The organism is Xylophilus rhododendri (assembly GCF_009906855.1).
Lineage (GTDB): Bacteria > Pseudomonadota > Gammaproteobacteria > Burkholderiales > Burkholderiaceae_C > Xylophilus > Xylophilus rhododendri.
In genome coordinates, this window is sequence record NZ_CP047650.1 from 641055 (window position 1) to 660448 (window position 19394).

The following is a 19394-nucleotide window of genomic DNA, read 5'->3' on the forward strand; positions in this document are numbered from 1 at the left end:
CACGGCTTCAGGCGCGCGGCACGACGGCCCAGCCGCCTTCCAGCGGCACGATGGCGATGCGGTGTTCGAAGACGGCTTCCAGCGCCGCATGGGTGGCCGCATCGTGCGGCGCGCCGGCATGCAGCACCCGGCCGGCCTGCAGCACCACGACATGGTCGGCGTGCAGGGCGAAGCCGATCTCGTGCAGCACGCTGACCACGGCCGCGCCCTGTGCGGCCAGGCCGCGCACCAGGGCCAGCCAGTCGGACTGGTGGGGCGGATCGAGGTTGGCCAGGGGCTCGTCCATCAGCAGCACCCGGGCCTGCACCGCCAGCGCACGCGCCAGCAGTACCCGCTGGCGTTCGCCGCCGGAGAGTTCGCCCAGGGGACGGTCGCGCCAGTCCCAGGCATGGGTGGCGCGCAGCGCCTGTTCGACGGCGGCGCGGTCGGCCGGGCCGGGCGGCGCCAGCCAGGGGCGGTGCGGCAGGCGGCCGAGCATGGCCACGTCCCAGGCGCTGAGGTCGTCGGCACCGCCGTCGGCCCCTTCGCCCTGGCCCAGCCAGGCGAGCTGGCGGGCGCGTTCGCGGGCCGGCCAGTCGGACAGCGCCCTGCCCTGCAGTTCCACCTTTCCGGCGCTGGCGGGCAGCAGGCCGGCCAATAGCTTCAGCAGGGTGGACTTGCCGGCGCCGTTGGGCCCGACGATGCTGGTCCAGCAGCCGGCCGGCAAATCGAGAGCTATGCCGTGCAGCACCTCGGCACGGCCCAGGCGGGCGTGCAGGCCGCGGGCACTCAGGGCGGTGTTCATCGGCGTGCTCCCCGGCGATGCATCAGCCACAGCAGGTAGCCGCCGCCCAGCAGCGCGGTCAGCACGCCCACCGGCAGTTCCAGCGGCGCGAAGAGGCCGCGGGCCAGCAGGTCGGACGCCATCAGCAGCAGTCCGCCCATGCCGGCCGACAGGATGAGCAATGCGGCATGCGTGCTGCGCACCAGCGGCCGCACCAGGTGCGGCGCGGCCAGGCCCACGAAGGCGATCAGCCCGGCATGCGCCACCGCCGTGGCGGTGCACAGCGCCAGCACGGCGACCAGGGCGGCGCGCAGCGTGGGCAGCGCCAGGCCCAGGCTGGTGGCGGTGGCCTCGCCCAGGGCCAGGCCGTCGAGCACCGGGGCCAGCAGCAGCGACACGATCAGACACCCCAGCAGCACCGCCGCCATCAGCGCCACCGCCTGCCAGCCCAGGAAGGCGGTGCTGCCCAGCGTGAAACCCTGCATCGCTTCCAGGATGCGCGGCGCGGCCAGCGTGACGAGATCCTTGGCCGCCCCCAGCACCACACCCACGATCACCCCGCCCAGCAGCAGGCGCAGCGTGTGCTGCGCGCCGCGCGCCAGGGCCAGGGTCAGCAGCACGGCGATCACGGCGCCGACGAAGGCCGCGCCGGTCACGCCCAGTTGGATCAGCCAGTCGCCCGCCATGGCCGCCGCCGGCGACTGGCCCGCCACCAGCAGCGCCAGCGCGGTGCCCAGCGACGCGCCGGAGGCGCTGCCCAGCAGATAGGGTTCGGCCAGCGGATTGCGGAACAGCCCCTGCGCCACCGCGCCCGCCAGGCCGAGCAGCGCGCCGCAGACCCAGGCGCCTGCGGTGCGCGGCAGGCGGATGTCCCAGACGATCTGCCAGGCCACAGGGTCCTGCCGCACCGCCCGCAGGCTGTCGATGCCGGTGCTGCCGATGGCCGCGCCCAGCGCCAGCAGCGCGCAGGAGGCGACCAGCAGCAGCGCGCCCAGCAGCCAGGGCCTTCTCCTGGTCACTCGGCCTTCCCGGGCTGGCGCTTGGCCGACTTTTCGACGAGGCATTCGGCCATGGCGCGCGCGGCTTCAGCCATACGCGGCCCGGGCCGCACCACCACGTCGGATATCTCGGGGCCGAAGACACAGACATTGCCCGTCTTCATCGCCCGCATGCTTTGCCAGCCCGGGTAGGGCACCATGGACTGCATGCTGCGGTTGCCGATCATGATCACGTCCGGATCGGCGCGCACCACGAACTCCGGGTTCAGGCGCGGGAAGGGCCCCAGCGATGCCGGCACCACGTTGCGTGCGCCCAGGCGGGTGAGCGTCTCGCCGATGAAGGAGGACTCGCCGGCCGCATACGGCCCGCGGCTCACCTCGAAATACACCCGCATGCCATGCGCCCGTTCGGGCAAGGACTGGGCAGCGGCCAGCACCCCGGCGTCGATCTCGCGCCAGAGCCGGTCGGCCGACGAAGTGGGCAAGCCCAGCAGCGTGGCGATCTGGCCCAGCACCCGGCGCACGTCGACATGGGTCTTGGGCTCCAGCGCCACCACCGGAATGCCCAGGGCTTCGAGCCGCGCGCTGGCCCGGGAGGACACGGCCAGCAGCACCACGTCGGGCTTGAGGGCGACGATGGCCTCGATGCTCGGATCCAGCCCGCCGCCCACCTGCGGCAGGCCGCGCACGAAGGCCGGTGCGTTGGAATAGCGGTCCACGCCGACCAGGCGCTGGCACTGGTCCAGCGCGCAGACGCTTTCGGTCAGCGAGGGCAGCAGGGTCACGATGCGCTGGGGCACCCGCGGCAGGGTGATGACACGGCCCCGGCCATCGGTGACGGACGGGCCGGCATCGGCCGCCTGCACCGCGCCGCAAGCCGCGAGCAGGCCCAGCCACAAGGCAAAAACGATCTTCTTCACAAGCTTCCCTTGAGTACCAGCGGCAGCCCGGCCGCCACCAGCGTGACACGCTCGCAGACCGCCGCCAGCGCCTGGTTGATGCGGCCCAGCGCGTCCACATAGGCGCGAACCTCGCGGCCCATGGGCACCACGCCCAGGCCGATTTCGTTGGAGACCAGCACGACCGGGCCGGCGGCCTGCGCGACGGCGTCGGCGAGCCGATCCGTCTCCTGCGCGATGCCGGACTCGTCCAGCGGATGGAGGTTGGCGAGCCAGAGGGTGAGGCAGTCGACCACGATCAGCGTGTCGGCCCGGCTGTGCGCGGCGATGGCTTCGGCTAGGGCGCGCGGCGCTTCGACGGTGGCCGCACCGGGCAGGCGTTCGGCCCGGTCGGCGCGATGGCGTTCGATGCGGCTCTGCATCTCTTCATCGCCGCCATGCGCCGTCACCACGAAGCTCGCGCGATGCCCGGCATCGCCCGCCAGCCAGGCCTGCGCCAGCTGCTCGGCACGCCGCGACTTGCCGCTGCGCTGGCCGCCCAGCACCAGCTCGCTGCCCGCCACCCTCATGCGCGCCCGCCCAGCAAGGCGGCGACCGCTTCGGGGCAGGACGCGAACCAGGCGTGGAAGTAGCTCGCCATCACCCCTTCGTGGGCATAGACGGCTTCCCCGCCCTGCCCTGCCGAGCCGCCGTCCGGCCGCGCGGTGCGCGCCACCACCGGCAGCGGCGAGGCCGCGGTCGAGTAGTGGAAGGTATGGCCGCGCAAGGTGCCCGCCGGCAGCGCCAGCTGCTGCGGCCCCAGGGCTGCCAGCCGGCGCTGCATGCGGGTGACGCCCGGCAGCAGGCCCCAGCCGGGATGGCTACGGCCTTCCATGTCGCAGATCTCGTCCATCAAGGCCATCATGCCGCCGCACTCGGCCCAGACCGGCTTGCCGGCGGCGATGTGCGCGGCCAGGCCTTCGCGGCTGGCGGTGGCTTCGGCCAGCTGGCGCGGATACAGCTCGGGATAGCCACCGGGCAGCCAGACGGCGTCGCAGTCGGGCAGCGCCTCGCCGGCCAGCGGCGAGAAGAAGGACAGCTCGGCGCCCATGCCCCGCAGGGTGTCCAGATTGGCCTGGTAGACGAAGGCGAAGGACGCATCCCGCGCGATCGCCACCCGCCGGCCGGCCAGCAGCGCCGGCAGTTCGGATGTGGATGCGGGCGCGGGAAAGTCCACCGCCCAGCGCTCCAGCGGCAGCGCCGCCAGGGGCGTGGCGGCCAGGGCGTCGGCGGCCGCGTCGATGCGGGCCAGGGCCTCGCTCGCCGGCAGGTCGGCCGACAGGCCCAGGTGGCGTTCGCGCAGGGCCCAGTCGGCGCTGCGCGGCAGCGAGCCCAGCCAGTCGTCGGCATCCCGCAGGCCGGCCTTGAGCATGTCGCCATGGCGCAGGCTGGCGACCTGGTTGGCCAGTACCCCCGCCCAGGGCAGGCCTGGCCGGTAGTGGCGCAGGCCGTAGGCCAGCGCGCCGAAGGTGCCGGCCATCTTGCCGGCATCGACCACCGCCACCACCGGCACGCCGAAGCGTTCGGCCAGGTCGGCGGCGCTGGGCTGGCCGTCGAAGAGGCCCATGGCGCCTTCGATGACGATCAGGTCGTTTTCCTGCGCGGCCGCATGCAGCATGGCGGCGCAGCCCTGCTCGCCGACCATCCACAGGTCGAGCGCATGAACCGGTGCGCCGGTGGCGGCTTCGAGCCAGTAGGGATCGAGGAAGTCCGGCCCCACCTTGAAGGCGCGCACGCGGCGCCCGGCGCGGGTGTGCAGGCGCGCCAGGGCCGCGGCCACGGTGGTCTTGCCCTGGCCGGAAGCCGGGGCCGCCACCAGGAGCGCGGGGCAGCGGGCAGAGAGCTCGTTTATTGCGGCGCCCATTTCACGCCCACGTACAGCACACGACCGGGCGTGGCGTAGGTATTGGCCAGCTGGTAGGACTTGTCGGCGAGGTTGTCGATGCGTGCGACCAGGCTGTAGTCGCGGGCGATGCGGGTGCTGGCATAGAGGTTGAACAGCGTGTAGCCGCCCAGGCGCGTGGTGTTGGCCGCATTGTCCCAGCGATGGGCGGATGTCTGCATTTCCGCGCCGGCGTCGATGTCGCCGAAGCGGGTATCTGCGCCCAGCACCGCATGCTGCTTCGCTCGGCGCGCCAGTTGCTTGCCGGTGTCCTCGTCCTTGGGGTCCTGCAGGTCCAGCGAGCCGCGCAGCGAGAAACCGGCGATCTTCTGGCTGCCGGCGAAGGTCACACCCGAGTACTCGGCATGCGCGGTGTTGCGGTAGCAGCCCAGGGTGGAGCCGCAGCCGCCGGCGGCGCCGAAGGTGATCAGGTTCTCGACCTTGTTGCGGTAGACGGTGACGCTGGCCTCGCTCGCACCCTGCGACCAGCGCAGCGCGGCCTCGGCATTGCGCGAGGTCTCGGGCTGCAGCGTGCCCAGGCCGTAGATCGAGAAGCGCTGGTAGAGCGTGGGCGCGCGGAAGGCGGTGCCGATGGACGCGGTGGCGCGCCAGTTGGCGTTGAAGGCGTAGCCGTAGGCGGCGCTGCCGGTGTCCTTGCCGCCGAACTCGCTGTCCTGGTCATGGCGGGCATGCAGCTGCAGGGTGTGCGGGCCCTGCTTGAAGGCATAGCCCAGGGCCAGGCCGTTCTGCGAGCGGTCGCGGTCGATCGGGGCGTTCTGCAGGTTGTCTTCCCGGCGTTCCAGCGCGGCGGTGAAGCGATGCGGGCCGAAGGTGAACTCGTTCTGGAACAGGTAGTTGTGCAGCTCGGTCTTGGTCAGGTAGTAGCTGGGCTGCGTCTCGTAGCGGCTGCGCGAGGCGGTGGCCTGCAGCGTGGCCTTCCAGAAGTCGGTCCACTGGCCGGTGTAGGTGAGGCCTGCGGTGCGCAGCTGGTGGAAGTTGGTGTCGTTGCTGCGCAGCGTGCTGTCGTACTGCGAGTCCATGTCGTTGGCCAGGAAACTCGCGTCGAGGCGGTTGCGGGCGTCGATCTTGAAGCCCAGGCGCGCGTTGGCGGAGCTGCTGCGGTAGCCGTCCTTGTCCGGGTTCTGCGTGGGCAGCGGGCGGGCGTTGAAGCCGGTGCTGATCTCGCGGGCCGCGCCGATGGAGTAGTCGAAGGCGTTGTCGGTGCCGAAAGCGCCGCTGGCGCCGGCCTCGATCTTCTTGGTGCCATGGGTGCCCGCGCCCACGCCCACATAGGGGTGGAAGCCGGCCTCGCCCTTCTTCGTGAACAGCTGGATCACGCCGCCGATGGCGTCGGAGCCATACACGGCGGCCGCCGGGCCGCGCAGCACTTCGATGCGCTCGATCTGGGACAGGGGGATCTGCTCCCAGATCACGCCGCCGGTCGATTGCGAATCGATGCGCACGCCGTCGAGGTAGACCGCGGTGAAGCGCGACTCGGCGCCGCGCAGGTACACGCTGGTGTTGTTGCCGGGGCCGCCGTTGCGGCTGATCTCGATGCCGGGCAGGCGCGCGAGAACGTCGGCCACGCCGACCGCGCCGCTGCGTTCGATGGTTTCGCGGTCGACCACCGAGACGTCGGACAACACGTCCGAGATCGGCTGCTCGGTGCGGTCGGCGGTGACCACGGTTTCCTTCAGCGATGCGGCCGAGGACTGGGCCAGCGCGGCGGACGCCAGGGCGAGTGTGGACAGGCAGGCAACGGCCTGCGCCACCAGGGAGAGACGGATTTTCATGAGAGACGACGGACAGTGAGGGCGGCCCTGGCCGGCTTCCCCGCCGGCTCTGGGCTCGATCGGCCCTTGCGGACGCGCCACTCGGGCAACGTCTGCAGGACCACGTCGTTGGCCGGTATCCGGGCTGGGTGGAACCCGTGTGTCTCGCCTTCCCAGATGCCTTGCTTGCATCCAGTGGCCATGAGGGCACACGCGAGTCCGCGATAACGCTGCGGACTCTTTCCACCGACCGTTGCGGGGGCAGCGCAGGTCGGGCATGTCCGTCGGCGGACAGCCCTCCTGCTTCCCGTTGAACTGCGCTGCCGAGAACCGGCGGCGCGAGCACCAACGGCGGCGATTCTATGCGACCCCGCCACAGGGACTAAGCGCCCACCCGGCGATCTTTCGGACGCATGTTTCAAAACCCTACAATCATGGGCCATGGCCCAATCCTCCGTCCCCCTTGAGCAAGTCGCCGAGCGCGTAGAACGATTGCTGTTGCGCCATGCCGAGCTGCGCCGCACCAATGCCCTGCTGGCCGAGCAGGTCGCCAGCCTCACCCGCGAGCGCGACGCCCTGCAGGTGCGCCTGCATGCCGCGCGGGTGCGGGTGGATGCGGTGCTGGAGCGCCTGCCGCTGGCGCTCGACAGCGAAACCGATGGAGGCCGCGCATGAAACAGATCGAAGTGCAGATCCTCGGCCAGGGCTACCTGCTGGGCTGCCCCGACGGCGGCGAGACCCGCCTGCGCGAGGCCGCCGAGAAGGTCAACCTGGCCATGACGCGTATCCGCGACGCCGGCAAGATCCGCGCGCGCGACCGCATCGCCGTGCTGGCCGCGCTGAACCTGGCCTTCGACGCGGCCGAGCGCCCTGCCCCCGCGCCCGCCACGCCCGGCGACCCGGAATCCGACGCCGCGCTCTGGACCAGCCTGCTGCGCCGCCTCGACGATGCCCTGGCCGAAGACGGACGGCTTCTGTAACGCCGCTGCCTTCGTGTGGCCGTACAATACAAACGTGTCTGCGGCGCACGCCGGGTCTTATATTTCCTTGAACCAATGCTCCCTGAGCAAGGGCTAGGTACATTGCCAGGCAAGCGTGATCGTCTCGCGTCAGACGAACCCAATGCCTGGCTGCCCTGGCCCACCTGAACCCCCGGTTCAGGATGAGGGCTCGGTGGCGACTGCAGACACCTCGTACATCCGGCCAAATGGCTGCCCCCGCGGCAGCCATTTTGCTTTGGGCATGAAAAAGCCCGCGGCTCGGCGGGCTCATGGCGGTGCAGCTCAGGCGTTTCAGCTGCTCAAGGAGCCCAGGCCATAGTTCATCGCAGCGGTGGCCACCACCAGGCAGGCCATCGCCAGCCATGCACCGGAACAGGCGAGCAGCAGGCCGGACCGAGCCTGGGAAGGCAGGCGGTCCGCCATCAACAGTCCCAGGCCGGGCAGCAGCGTGACGAGGACGAAGATCCAGACAAGGGTGGAGGAATCGGGCATGTCGCGCTCGGTTGGAGAATGGAAGCCCAAGTGAGCAGGCCTATCTGCCTGAAACTCTATGTGTCAGCCTGGGGTTTACGTGTAGGACGCAATCCCCTAATTCCGTCATGGACTCGTGCCCATGCGGGCATTTTTGGCGCTTCGTCCATTTCCCGCGCAGTAGCATCGCGTCCGCCCCAGAAGCAACGAGCCATGGCCAAGAAGCAGCCGCATATCAGCGAAACCCCCGCCACCCAGGTCCTCCGGCAGGAACGGGTCGAGTTCACCGAACACCCCTACGAATACCTGGAACACGGCGGCGCCCAGCACAGCGCGGCGGTGCTGGGCATGGACCCGTTCACTGTCGTCAAGACCCTGGTCATGCAGGACCAGGATGCCAAACCCCTGCTGGTGCTGATGCACGGCAACCGCACCGTCTCCACCAAGAACCTGGCGCGCCAGATCGGCGCCAAGTCGGTCGAGCCCTGCAAGCCCGAGGTGGCCCACCGGCACAGCGGCTACCTGGTCGGCGGCACCTCGCCCTTCGGCACCAGACGCGAGATGCGGGTGTTCATCGAATCGAGCATCCTGGAGCTGCCGCGCATCTGCATCAACGGCGGCCGGCGCGGCTATCTGGTGGGGCTGGATCCGCAGGTCTGCGTGCGCCTGCTGGGGGCGAAACCGGTGCAATGCGCGCTGGCAGAATAGCCGCGCCCCTCGGCCTTCACCAGAACAACGATCCCATGTCCCCCACCTTGCTCACCGTGCTCTGCACCCTCGCGGCCTACCTGATCGGCTCCCTGTCCTTCGCGGTGCTGGTCAGCCGCTCCATGGGCCTGGCCGATCCGCGCAGCTACGGCAGCGGCAATCCGGGTGCGACCAATGTGCTGCGCTCGGGCAGCAAGAAGGCCGCCATCGCCACGCTGCTGCTGGATGCGGCCAAGGGCTGGCTGCCGGTCTTCCTGGTGCGGGTGTTCGGCCCGGCCCATGGGCTGGACGACACCGCGGTCGCGCTCGCAGGGCTGGCCGCCTTTCTCGGCCACCTCTATCCGGTGTTCTTCCGCTTCCAGGGCGGCAAGGGCGTGGCCACCGCTGCCGGCGTGCTGCTGGGCATCGCACCGCTGCTGGGGCTGGCCACGCTGCTGACCTGGATCATCGTGGCTGGGTTCTTCCGCTACTCCTCGCTGGCGGCGCTGGTGGCCGCCGTGTTCGCGCCCTTCTATCTGGTGCTGGGCGGCGGCATCGCCTGGCCGCGCTCGACGGCGCTGGTGGCGGCGACGGTGGTGATGGCGGCCCTGCTGGTCTGGCGCCACCGCCTCAACATCCAGCGCCTGCTGGCCGGCCAGGAGTCGCGCCTGGGCAGCAAGAAGAAGCGCTGAGCCCGTCGCCTTTTTGGTGCGCCTGGCGCCCCAAGATCAGGCGATTTCTCCGACAAAGCCGGGTTTTTCCTCAACAGGAACCGGGCACGTTCCATGCGTAATGTCATCTGTCGACAGCTGACAGAACCCTGCCGCAGTAGAAAAAGCCTGCCGCAAACGGAGAAACGCATGGAACGCACAGCCATCTCGGGCGCAGTCCCGATCCGCCGCACCACCGGCTTCCTGCCCGGCATCTCCGAAGCCGAGCGCCGGGTGCGCGAGGAACTCGCCGCCTGCTACCGCCTGGTCGCCCACTTCGGCATGGACGACGGCATCTACACCCACATCTCGGCGCGTGTTCCCGGCCGGCACGACCAGTTCCTGATCAACCCCTTCGGCGTGCTGTTCCGCGACATCACCGCCTCCTCGCTGGTGAAGATCGACCTCGACGGCAACATCGTCGAGCCCAGCGACTACGACGTGAACCCCGCCGGCTTCACCATCCACAGCGCCGTGCACGCCGCCCGCCACGACGCGGCCTGCGTGCTGCACACCCACACCGTGGCCGGCGTGGCGGTGGCCTCGATGACCGGCGGGCTGCAGCCCTGCAACCAGTGGGCGCTGCAGTTCTACAACCGCGTCGTCTATCACAGCTACGAGGGCATCGCCCTCAACCACGAGGAGCGCGAGCGCCTGGTGGCCGATCTGGGCCCCACCGCCCGCACCATGATCCTGCGCAACCACGGCCTGCTGACGGCCGGCCGCAGCGTCGCCGAGGCCTTCATCCTCATGCACAACCTGGAGCGCGCCTGCAAGGTGCAGGTGGCCCTGCAGAGCACCGGCCAGGCGATCCACCCGGTGCCGCACGAGGTCTGCGAACTCACCGCCCGCCAGTACGAGAGCGGCGACACCAACCGCCTGCCCGACGCACCCGATCCCTACACCCGCGAGTGGCGCGCCCTGCTGCAGCGGCTCGAACCCGCCTCCACCGCCTCCTACCGTTCCTGAGATTTCCCCCTCCGTCGCATCGCCAGTCCATCCCACAGAAAAGGATCGTTCTTCATCATGAAACGTCGCCACCTGCTCCAAGCTGCTCCCGCCGCCGCCTTCGGCCTGTCGATCGCCGGCGTGCCGCTGCACTCCCTGGCGCAAACCAGGAAGGGCACGATCAACGTGCTGGTGCAGCCCGAGCCGCCCGGACTGATGATGGGCATCGTGCAGAACGGCCCCACGCAGCTGATCGCCGGCAACATCTACGAAGGCCTGCTGCGCTACGACGAGAACCTCAAGCCCATGCCCCAGCTGGCCACGTCCTGGACGGTCAGCCCCGACGCCAAGGTCTACACCTTCAAGCTGAAGCCCGGCGTGAAGTGGCATGACGGCAAGCCCTTCACCTCGGCCGACGTGGTCTTCTCCTGCGACGTCTTCCTGCGCAAGATGCACGCACGTTTCCGCGCCAGCCTGGCCCAGGTGGAATCGATCAAGGCGCTGGATCCGCTGACGGTGCAGTTCACCCTCAAGCAGCCCTTCGGCCCCTTCCTCGGCATCTTCGAGAACGGCACCATGCCCATGGTCCCGCAGCACATCTACGAAGGCACCGACTTCGCCACCAACCCGGCCAACAACACGCCCATCGGCACCGGCCCGCTCAAGTTCAAGGAATGGAACAAGGGCAGCTACATCCAGCTGGTCGCCAACGAGCAATACCACCAGCCCGGCGTGCCGGGCGTGGAGAACGTGTACTTCCACGTGATCCCCGACGGCGCTGCGCGTGCCGCCGCCTTCGAGTCCGGCAAGATCGACATCGCACCCGGCGGCACCGTCGAATACTTCGACGTGGATCGCCTGTCGAAACTGCCCGGCACCGCCGTCACCACCAAGGGCTGGGAGTTCTTCTCGCCGCAGTCGTGGCTGTGGATCAACAACCGCAAGGCACCGATGGACACGGTCAAGTTCCGCCAGGCCATCTGGACCGCCATCGACCGCGAGGCCATGGCCAAGATCGCCTGGTACGGCTTCGCCAAGCCCGCCACCGGCCCGTTCAACAGCCACATCGCCTTCGCCAGCACCGATGTGCCGAAGTATCCGAAGGACACCGCCAAGGCCAAGGCCCTGTTCGCAGAAGCTGGCTACAAGGGCGAGACCATCCGCCTGCTGCCCCTGCCCTACGGCGAATCCTGGCAGCGCCAGGCCGAGATCGTGCGCCAGAACCTGACCCAGGCCGGCGTGAAGGTCGAGATGGTCGCCACCGACGTCGCCGGCTGGAACCAGCGCTGCAACGAATGGGACTTCGACCTGGCCTTCACCTACGTCTACCAGTACGGTGAGCCGGCACTCGGGGTGTCGCGCAACTACACCAGCGACAGCATCGCCAAGGGCTCGCCCTTCAACAACGTCTCGGGCTACAGCAACCCCAAGGTCGACGAGCTCTTCGCCGCCGGCGCCAAGGAAGCCGATCCCGAGAAGCGCAAGGCGATCTACCTGGAAGTGCAGAAGATCTTGGTCACCGACGTGCCGGTCGCCTGGCTGCACGAGATCAACTTCCCCACGCTCTACCGCACCAAGGTGAAGAACCCGGTCAGCTCCGGCATCGGCCTGAACGACAGCCTGGGCCGCGCGACCCTGGCCTGATCCCGCCCCACAGCCGACGCCCGCGTCGGCCGGCCACGGCCCCTGTTCCGGCAGGGGTCGCGGCCGCCGCATTGCCCCATGACCTCCCAGGATCCGCCCTCCGCATGAAACGTCGCAAGCTCCTCCAGACGGCCGCCGCCTCCGCCACCGGCCTGACCCTGGCCGGCATTCCCCTGCACCTGCTGGCCGCCGGCACCCGGGGCGGCACGATCAACGTCGCGCTGCAGCCCGAGCCGCCGAGCATCATGATCGGCACCATCTCCAACGGCCCGGCCCTGCTGGTGGGCGGCAACATCTACGAAGGCCTGCTGAGCTACGACGAGAAGCTGGTGCCCCAGCCCTCGCTGGCCACCTCCTGGACGGTCAGCCCCGACGGCCTGACCTACGTCTTCAAGCTCAAGCCCGGCGTGAAATGGCACGACGGCCAGCCCTTCACCTCGGCCGACGTGGTCTTCTCCATCGACGTGTTCCTGCGCAAGGTGCATGCACGGGCGCGCAGCAACATCGTGGCGGTGGAGAGCATCAAGGCGCTCGATCCGCTGACCGTCGAGTTCAGGCTCAAATACCCCTTCGGCCCCTTCCTCGGCATCTTCCCGGCCAACGGCATGCCGATGGTGCCCAGACACATCTACGAAGGCGCGGCCGATTTCCTCAAGCACCCGGCCAATGCCACGCCCATCGGCACCGGCCCCTTCAGGTTCAAGGAATGGTCGCGCGGCAGCTTCATCCAGCTGGTGCGCAACGAGCAGTACCACGTGCCGCAGGTGCCGCTGGTCGACAGCCTGTACTTCCACGTGATCCCCGACGCCGCCGCCCGCGCCGCGGCCTTCGAGTCCGGCAAGATCGACATCCTGCCCGGCGGCTCGGCCGAATACTTCGACGTGGCCCGCATGGCCAAGCTGCCCGGCGTGCAGCTCAGCACCAAGGGCTGGGAGATGTTCGCGCCGCTGTCCTGGATCAACATCAACAACCGCAAGGCGCCGATGGACAAGGTCGAGTTCCGCCAGGCGCTCAGCCTGGCCCTCGACCGCGAAGGCATGCGCAAGGTCGCCTGGTACGGCTATGCCGACGTGGCCACCGGCGCCTTCAACAGCCACCTGAAATACTTCCGCGCCGACCTGCCCAAGCTCGCCCGCGACAAGGACAAGGCCATGAAGCTGCTGGCAGCCTCCGGCTACAAGGGCGAGACCCTCAAGCTGCTGCCCCTGCCCTACGGCGAGACCTGGCAGCGCATGGCCGAGATCACCCGGCTCAACCTGCAGGAGATCGGCATCAAGGTCGAGATGGTGCCCACCGACGTGGCCGGCTGGAACCAGCGCCTGAACGAGTGGGATTTCGACCTGGCCTTCAACTTCCTCTACCAGCACGGCGACCCGGCGCTCGGCGTGGCCCGCAACTACACCAGCAGCAACATCGAGAAGGGCTCGCCCTTCAACAACGTGGAGGGCTTCAGCAACCCGCAGGTCGATGCGCTCTTCGAACAGGGCCAGAAGGAGACCGATCCGGCCAAGCGCCAGGCCGCCTATTACGAGGTGCAGAAGCTGCTGGTCGAGCAGATGCCGGTGGCCTGGCTGCACGAACTGAATTTCCCCACCCTCTTCCGTGCCCGCGTGCACAACCCGATCAACTCGGCCACCGGGCTGAACGACGGCCTGGCGCGCGCCTGGGTCGCCTGACAACGCCGCCCGCATAACCGGAGCACACGATGAAACGTCTGCAATTCATGTCCGTGCGAATCGTCCAGGGCCTGCTGGCCCTGGTGCTGATCGCCACCGCCAACTTCATGCTGGTGCATTCCGCGCCGGGCGACCCGGTGTCCATCATGGCCGGCGAGGCCGGTGCGTCGGACCCGCAGTTCGTCGCCCAGCTGCGCAAGCAGTTCGGCCTGGACAAGTCCCTGCCCGAACAGCTGGGCACCTACCTTACCCACGTGGTGCAGCTGGACCTGGGCTACTCCTACCGGCAGCAGCAGCCGGTGGTCAAGCTCATCATGGACCGCCTGCCCGCCACCCTGCTGCTGACCGGCTCGGCCTTCGTGCTCTCGCTGATCTTCGGCGTCGGCCTGGGCGCGCTGGCCAGCCGCCACGCCGGCAGCTGGGTGGACAGCGTGATCACCGTGGTCGCGCTGATCTTCTACGCCACGCCGCTCTACTGGCTGGCCATGATGGCGGTGCTGGTCTTCACCGTGCAGCTCGACTGGCTGCCGGCCTTCGGCTTCTTCACCGTCGGCGCCGACCTGCACGGTTTCGCCAAGGCCTGGGACATCTTCCAGCACCTGCTGCTGCCTTCGCTGACCCTGGCCCTGTTCTACATGGCCGTCTATGCCCGCATGACCCGCGCCTCGATGCTGGAAGTGGCGCAGATGGACTTCGTCAAGACCGCCCGCGCCAAGGGCGTGCGACCGGCCCGCATCCAGCGCAACCACATCCTGCGCAACGCCCTGCTGCCGGTGGTGACCCTGGCCGGCATCCAGGCCGGCGGGATGATAGGCGGCGCGGTGCTCACCGAGACCGTCTTCGCCTGGCCCGGCATCGGCCGCCTGATGTTCGACGCCCTGCTGCAGCGCGACTACAACCTGCTGCTGGGCTGCTTCCTGTTCACCGCGGCCATGGCCGTGCTGTTCAACCTGATCACCGACCTGGTCTACACGCTGGTCGATCCCCGGATCGAGTTGTCCTGATCCACACGGAAAGAACCCCATGAAGACAACTTTCTGGCAGCGCTTCTGCCGCAACAAGGGCGCCCTCTTCGGCCTGGTCGTGCTGGCCCTGGTCGGCCTGGTCGTGGCCTTCGGCCCCTGGCTGGCCACCAACAGCCCCTGGGACATGGTCGGCCAGCCCTTCCAGCATCCCATGACCGACAAGGAACTGCCCCTGGGCACCGACACCATGGGCCGCGACATCCTCTCGGGCATCGTCGGCGGCGCACGGGTGTCGCTCTTGATCGGCATGGTCTCGACCGTGGTCTCGCTGCTGATCGGAGTGACCATCGGCGCCATCGCCGGCTACTTCGGCCGCTGGATCGACTCGGCCCTGATGCGTTTTACCGAGCTGTTCCAGGCCATCCCCAGCTTCGCCCTGGCCATCGTGCTGGTGGCCATCTTCGAGCCCTCGGTGAAAAGCATCGTGGTGGCCATCGCCATCGTCTCCTGGCCGCCGGTGGCGCGCCTGGTGCGCAGCGAATTCCTCACCCTGCGCCAGCGCGACTTCGTGGCCGCCGCCGAGCTGGCCGGCCAGTCCACGCCGCGCATCATCCTCACCCAGATCCTGCCCAACGCCGCCTCGCCCATCGTGGTGATGGCCTCGCTGATGATCGCCACCGCCATCCTGCTGGAGTCCTCGCTGAGCTTCCTGGGCCTGGGCGATCCCAACCAGATGAGCTGGGGCTATATGGTGGGTTCGGCCCGCACCGTGCTGCGCCAGGCCTGGTGGATGGCGCTGTTCCCCGGCGTCGCCATCCTGCTGACCGTGCTCGCACTCAACCTGGTCGGCGAAGGCCTGAACGACGGCCTCAACGCACGCTCCGACGGAAAGGGCCGCTGACATGACGACCTCCACGCAAACCATGAAACCCGTGCTGGAAGTCACCGGCCTGGACATCCGCCTGCCCAAGGGCGGCGACCGCGAACTCGCCGTCAAGGGCGCCGCGCTGCAGCTCCTGCCGGGCCAGACCCTGTGTGTGGTCGGCGAATCGGGCTCGGGCAAATCCATGATCGCCAACGCCATCATGGGCCTGCTGCCCCGCCCGCATGTGGAGCCTGTGGCCGGCAGCATCCTGTTCGACGGGCAGGACCTGTTGAAGCTCGACGAGAACCAGCTGCGCACCCTGCGCGGCCGGCGCATCGGCATGGTGTTCCAGGAGCCGATGACGGCGCTGAACCCGGTGATGCGCATCGGCGACCAGATCGCCGAGGTGTTCGATGCGCACGTCAACCTCAGCGCCGCCGAGAAACGCAGCCGCATCATCGCGGCGCTCACCGACGTCGGCCTGCCCGAGCCCGAGGTGCTGATCGACAGCTATCCCTTCCGCCTCTCGGGCGGCCAGCGCCAGCGGGTCATCATCGCCTGCGCCCTGGCCATGGAGCCGGCCGTGCTGATCTGCGACGAGCCCACCACCGCGCTCGACGTGACCACGCAGGCGCAGATCCTCAAGCTGATCCGCGAGCTGCAGCAACGCAAGGGCACGGCCGTGCTCTTCATCACCCACGACTTCGGCGTGGTCTCCGAGATCGCCGACCAGGTGGTGGTGATGCAGACCGGCATCGCCGTCGAAGCCGGCGCGGCCAAGGACGTGCTGACCAACCCCCAGCACCCCTACACCCGCAAGCTGATCGCCGCCATCCCGCAGGGCACCATGCGCGAGCCCGAGGGCGCCAGCCAGGAACCCTTCGTGCTGCAGGTGCAGGACCTGCACAAGACCTACGTCACCGGCGGCAGCCTGTTCAAGCCCGGCCGCCGGGTGCATGCCTGCAACGGCCTGAACTTCGAACTGCGGCGCGGCCAGACGCTGGGCATCGTGGGCGAGTCCGGCTCCGGCAAGTCCACCGTGGGCCGCTGCATCGTGGGCCTGAACCCCTTCGACAGCGGCCGCATCATGTTCAAGGGCAAGGTGCTGGCCGCCTCCGGCGCCGAGTTCCGCGCGCAGTCGCGCGGCAAGATCCAGATGGTCTTCCAGGACCCGTATGCCTCGCTCAACCCGCGCCACCGCGTGGGCGCGGCGATCGCGCAGGGGCCGATCGCCCAGGGCGTGTCCAAGGCCGAGGCCATGGCCCGCGCCATCGAGCTGCTGCAGCTGGTGGGCCTGGGCCCGGAGGCCGCCGACCGCTTCCCGCACCAGTTCTCCGGCGGCCAGCGCCAGCGCATCGGCATCGCCCGCGCGCTGGCCATGCAGCCCGAGCTGCTGGTGGCCGACGAGCCGGTGTCCGCGCTCGATGTCTCGGTGCAGGCGCAGGTGCTCAAGCTCTTCGCCGAGGTGCGCGAGAAATTCCAGCTGGCCATGGTCTTCATCACCCATGACCTGCGTGTGGCCGGCGAGATGTGCGACCACATCGCCGTGATGCAGCGCGGCACCATCGTCGAATACGGCGAGACTGCCAAGGTGCTCGCCAACCCGCAGCATGCCTACACCCGCACCCTGATCGAGGCCGTGCCGCGCATCGCGCAGCAGCCCGGCGCGGCCGAAGCCATTCCCCTGGAAACCTCCGTATGAGCAAGCCCCTCGTCATCGCCTTCGCCAGCCGCACCATCGGCATGGACTACCAGCTGAAGGCCTTCAGCGCCCAGTTCCCCGAGGCCGATTTCCGCTTCTTCGACACCAAGCGCGACACCCTCGGCGACCGCTCCGAGATCGACGTGGTCGTCACCTGGTCGCCGCCCCACGGCCTGATCGGCAGCCTGCCCAACCTGCGCCTGGTGCAGTCGGTGGCCGCCGGCACCGACCACATCACCAGCGACCCGGCCCTGCCGGCTCAGGTGCCGATCTGCCGCATCGTCGATACCGACATGGCCGGCGGCATGACCGCCTATGTCTGCTGGGCCGTCATCCAGCGCCAGCGCAAGATGCACGGCTTCCTGGACAACGCCCGCGAAAACCGCTGGGACGAGCTGCTGCCCATCATCCCGCCGGTCACCCACCGCGTCGGCATCGCCGGCCTGGGCACGCTGGGCATGGCCGCGGCCAAGGCCCTGCTGGCCATCGGCTACCAGGTGCGCGGCTGGAGCCGCACGGCCAAGACCGATCTGCCCGAAGGCCTGGAAGGCTTCCACGGCGAGGCCGGCCGGGCCGAGTTCCTCTCCGGCTGCGACACGCTCATCTGCCTGCTGCCGCTGACCGGCGAGACCCGCGACATGCTCGACTCGAAACTCTTCGACCAGCTGCCGCGCGGCGCCCACCTGATCAACACCGGCCGCGGCGAACAGCTGGTCGACGCCGACCTGATCGCCGCACTCGACGACGGCCGCCTGGGCTTCGCCACGCTGGACGCCTTCCGCGTCGAGCCGCTGCCGCAGGACCATCCCTTCTGGCACCACCCCAAGGTGCTGGTCACCCCGCACATCGCCACCCGCACCACCCCGCCACCGTGGCCCGCCAGACGGCGGAGAACCTGGCCCGCCTGGATGCGGCGGCCCACGAACTGCCGGTGCTGGACCACGCCCGCGGCTACTGAACTCTCGCTCCCCTGCAGCAAAACCAAGGAAAACATCCCATGCAAGACAGCAACACCATCGGCGGCAAGGACGTCGCCGTCCACCTGCATTCCTATACCAACCTGGCCGCGCTGCCCAGCACGCCGCCGCTGGTGATCGTCAAGGGCGACGGCATCCATGTGGTGGACGACGAGGGCAAGCGTTATGTCGAGGGCATGTCCGGCCTGTGGTGCGCCTCGCTGGGCTTTTCCAACAAGCGCCTGGCCGATGCCGGCACCCAGGCGCTCAACACCCTGCCCTACTACCACACGTTCAACCAGCGGACCAATCCGGCCGTGGTGGAACTGGCCGAGCGCCTGCTCAAGCTCGCGCCGGTGCCCATGTCGCGTGTCTTCTTCGCCAACTCCGGCTCCGAGGCCAACGACAGCGCGGTGAAGATGGTCTGGTACTACCACAACGCCATCGGCAAGCCCGAGAAGAAGAAGATCATCGCCCGCAAGCGCGCCTACCACGGCGTGACCGTGGCCGCCGCCAGCCTGGGCGGGCTGGACGCCAACCACCGCGACTTCGACCTGCCGCTCGCGCGTTTCCTGCATGTGGACACACCGCACCACTACTACGGCGCGAAGCCCGGCGAGACCGAGGACGCCTTCTCCACCCGCCTGGCCGAAGGCCTGGAGCAGACCATCCTGGCCGAGGGCCCGGAGACCGTCGCCGCCTTCATCGCCGAGCCCGTCATGGGCGCAGGCGGTGTGCTGGTGCCGCCGGCCGGCTACTTCGAGAAGGTGCAGGCGGTTCTCGCCAAGTACGACATCCTGTTCATCGCCGACGAGGTGATCTGCGGCTTCGGCCGCACCGGCAACATGTTCGGCTCGACCACCTTCGGCATGCGGCCCGACATCCTGACCTGCGCCAAGGCCCTGTCCTCGGGCTATGTGCCGATCTCGGCCGTGATGGTCAATGCCAAGGTCTACGACGCCATCGCCGCCAACAGCGGCAAGATCGGCACCTTCGGCCATGGCTACACCTACTCCGGCCATCCGGTGGCCAGCGCCGTGGCGCTGGAGACGCTCAAGGTCTACGAGGACGAGGACATCCTGGGCAACGTGGCCAAGGTCGCGCCCGTGTTCCAGGCCGCAGCGCGCGCCTTCGCGAACCGCCCCATGGTCGGCGAGGTGCGCGGCGTGGGCCTGATCGGCGCCATCGAACTGGTCGCCGACAAGGCCGCGCACAAGCCTTTCGCGCCAGAGCAGAAGGTCGGCTACCGCCTGGCCGCGCTGGCGCTGGAGGAAGGCGTGATCGTGCGCGCCATGGGCGACGCCATCGGCCTGTGCCCGCCGCTGATCATCAGCGCCGAGCAGGTCACCGACATGTTCGCCCGCCTCGCCCGCGCCTTCGACAAGCTCGAAGCCGAGATGCTCGCGAAGGCCTGAG

At 69.1% G+C, this 19394-nt stretch carries 19 protein-coding genes, 1 other RNA gene and 1 riboswitch; of the genes, 13 read left to right on the forward strand and 7 right to left on the reverse strand.

Annotation, left to right across the window (positions count from 1 at the left end; all coding sequences use genetic code 11):
- Nucleotides 1-7: 7 nt before the first annotated feature.
- The 6 genes from GT347_RS03010 to GT347_RS03035 are packed head-to-tail and all read right to left on the reverse strand — an operon-like array spanning nt 8 to nt 6374.
- The gene (locus GT347_RS03010; RefSeq protein WP_160550563.1) at nt 8-784 is read right to left on the reverse strand and encodes an ABC transporter ATP-binding protein; all 777 of its coding nucleotides are present in this window, start codon (nt 782-784) and stop codon (nt 8-10) included.
- A complete protein-coding gene (locus GT347_RS03015; RefSeq protein WP_160550564.1) occupies nt 781-1827 on the reverse strand; it encodes a FecCD family ABC transporter permease in 1047 nt (348 codons plus the stop codon). Before GT347_RS03015 ends, GT347_RS03010 begins: the two co-directional genes overlap by 4 nt.
- Nucleotides 1779-2681, reverse strand: a complete 903-nt coding sequence (locus GT347_RS03020) for an ABC transporter substrate-binding protein (RefSeq protein ID WP_160550565.1) — start codon at nt 2679-2681, stop codon at nt 1779-1781. Before GT347_RS03020 ends, GT347_RS03015 begins: the two co-directional genes overlap by 49 nt.
- Nucleotides 2678-3229, reverse strand: a complete 552-nt coding sequence (gene cobU, locus GT347_RS03025) for a bifunctional adenosylcobinamide kinase/adenosylcobinamide-phosphate guanylyltransferase (protein WP_160550566.1) — start codon at nt 3227-3229, stop codon at nt 2678-2680. The genes GT347_RS03020 and cobU overlap by 4 nt, the downstream gene beginning before the upstream one ends.
- A complete protein-coding gene (locus GT347_RS03030) occupies nt 3226-4563 on the reverse strand; it encodes a cobyrinate a,c-diamide synthase (RefSeq protein ID WP_160550567.1) in 1338 nt (445 codons plus the stop codon). The genes cobU and GT347_RS03030 overlap by 4 nt, the downstream gene beginning before the upstream one ends.
- Complete coding sequence (locus GT347_RS03035) at nt 4548-6374, reverse strand: TonB-dependent receptor domain-containing protein (RefSeq protein ID WP_160550568.1); 1827 nt, start codon at nt 6372-6374, stop codon at nt 4548-4550. Before GT347_RS03035 ends, GT347_RS03030 begins: the two co-directional genes overlap by 16 nt.
- A 93-nt stretch (nt 6375-6467) precedes the next feature.
- A riboswitch (cobalamin riboswitch) is annotated at nt 6468-6718 on the reverse strand.
- A 76-nt stretch (nt 6719-6794) separates the two neighbouring features.
- On the opposite strand from GT347_RS03035, the gene GT347_RS03040 reads away from it, so the two are divergent.
- The 3 genes from GT347_RS03040 (at nt 6795) to ssrS (ending at nt 7546) form a co-directional block, all read left to right on the forward strand.
- Nucleotides 6795-7028, forward strand: a complete 234-nt coding sequence (locus GT347_RS03040; RefSeq protein WP_160550569.1) for a DUF904 domain-containing protein — start codon at nt 6795-6797, stop codon at nt 7026-7028.
- Nucleotides 7025-7333 carry a cell division protein ZapA gene (locus tag GT347_RS03045; RefSeq protein WP_160550570.1) on the forward strand — a complete coding sequence of 103 codons (309 nt, stop codon included), beginning with the start codon at nt 7025-7027 and terminating at the stop codon, nt 7331-7333. The genes GT347_RS03040 and GT347_RS03045 overlap by 4 nt, the downstream gene beginning before the upstream one ends.
- A gap of 32 nt (nt 7334-7365) precedes the next feature.
- Nucleotides 7366-7546: non-coding RNA, 6S RNA (gene ssrS, locus GT347_RS03050), on the forward strand.
- Nucleotides 7547-7645: 99 nt separating this feature from the next.
- Here ssrS and GT347_RS03055 read toward each other — a convergent pair.
- Nucleotides 7646-7846 carry a hypothetical protein gene (locus GT347_RS03055; protein WP_160550571.1) on the reverse strand — a complete coding sequence of 67 codons (201 nt, stop codon included), beginning with the start codon at nt 7844-7846 and terminating at the stop codon, nt 7646-7648.
- Nucleotides 7847-8038: 192 nt separating this feature from the next.
- On the opposite strand from GT347_RS03055, the gene GT347_RS03060 reads away from it, so the two are divergent.
- The 10 genes from GT347_RS03060 (at nt 8039) to GT347_RS03105 (ending at nt 19393) form a co-directional block, all read left to right on the forward strand.
- Nucleotides 8039-8533, forward strand: a complete 495-nt coding sequence (locus GT347_RS03060) for an aminoacyl-tRNA deacylase (RefSeq protein WP_160550572.1) — start codon at nt 8039-8041, stop codon at nt 8531-8533.
- 35 nt (nt 8534-8568) lie between these two features.
- Nucleotides 8569-9204, forward strand: a complete 636-nt coding sequence (plsY, locus tag GT347_RS03065) for a glycerol-3-phosphate 1-O-acyltransferase PlsY (RefSeq protein ID WP_160550573.1) — start codon at nt 8569-8571, stop codon at nt 9202-9204.
- 168 nt (nt 9205-9372) lie between these two features.
- Entirely contained in the window at nt 9373-10191 is an 819-nt protein-coding gene (locus GT347_RS03070) for a class II aldolase/adducin family protein (RefSeq protein ID WP_160550574.1), read from the forward strand.
- A gap of 57 nt (nt 10192-10248) precedes the next feature.
- Nucleotides 10249-11814 (forward strand): ABC transporter substrate-binding protein, encoded by a 1566-nt coding sequence (locus GT347_RS03075; protein WP_160550575.1) that lies wholly within the window; start codon nt 10249-10251, stop codon nt 11812-11814.
- 104 nt (nt 11815-11918) lie between these two features.
- Nucleotides 11919-13490, forward strand: a complete 1572-nt coding sequence (locus GT347_RS03080; protein WP_160550576.1) for an ABC transporter substrate-binding protein — start codon at nt 11919-11921, stop codon at nt 13488-13490.
- Nucleotides 13491-13519: 29 nt separating this feature from the next.
- A complete protein-coding gene (locus GT347_RS03085) occupies nt 13520-14494 on the forward strand; it encodes an ABC transporter permease (protein WP_160550577.1) in 975 nt (324 codons plus the stop codon).
- 19 nt (nt 14495-14513) lie between these two features.
- The gene (locus tag GT347_RS03090; protein ID WP_160550578.1) at nt 14514-15356 is read left to right on the forward strand and encodes an ABC transporter permease; all 843 of its coding nucleotides are present in this window, start codon (nt 14514-14516) and stop codon (nt 15354-15356) included.
- Between the two features lies 1 nt (nt 15357).
- Nucleotides 15358-17022 carry an ABC transporter ATP-binding protein gene (locus GT347_RS03095; protein WP_160550579.1) on the forward strand — a complete coding sequence of 555 codons (1665 nt, stop codon included), beginning with the start codon at nt 15358-15360 and terminating at the stop codon, nt 17020-17022.
- Entirely contained in the window at nt 17019-18116 is a 1098-nt protein-coding gene (locus GT347_RS03100) for a 2-hydroxyacid dehydrogenase (protein WP_229722651.1), read from the forward strand. Before GT347_RS03095 ends, GT347_RS03100 begins: the two co-directional genes overlap by 4 nt.
- Nucleotides 18020-19393 carry an aspartate aminotransferase family protein gene (locus GT347_RS03105; protein ID WP_160550580.1) on the forward strand — a complete coding sequence of 458 codons (1374 nt, stop codon included), beginning with the start codon at nt 18020-18022 and terminating at the stop codon, nt 19391-19393. Before GT347_RS03100 ends, GT347_RS03105 begins: the two co-directional genes overlap by 97 nt.
- Nucleotide 19394: the final 1 nt, after the last annotated feature.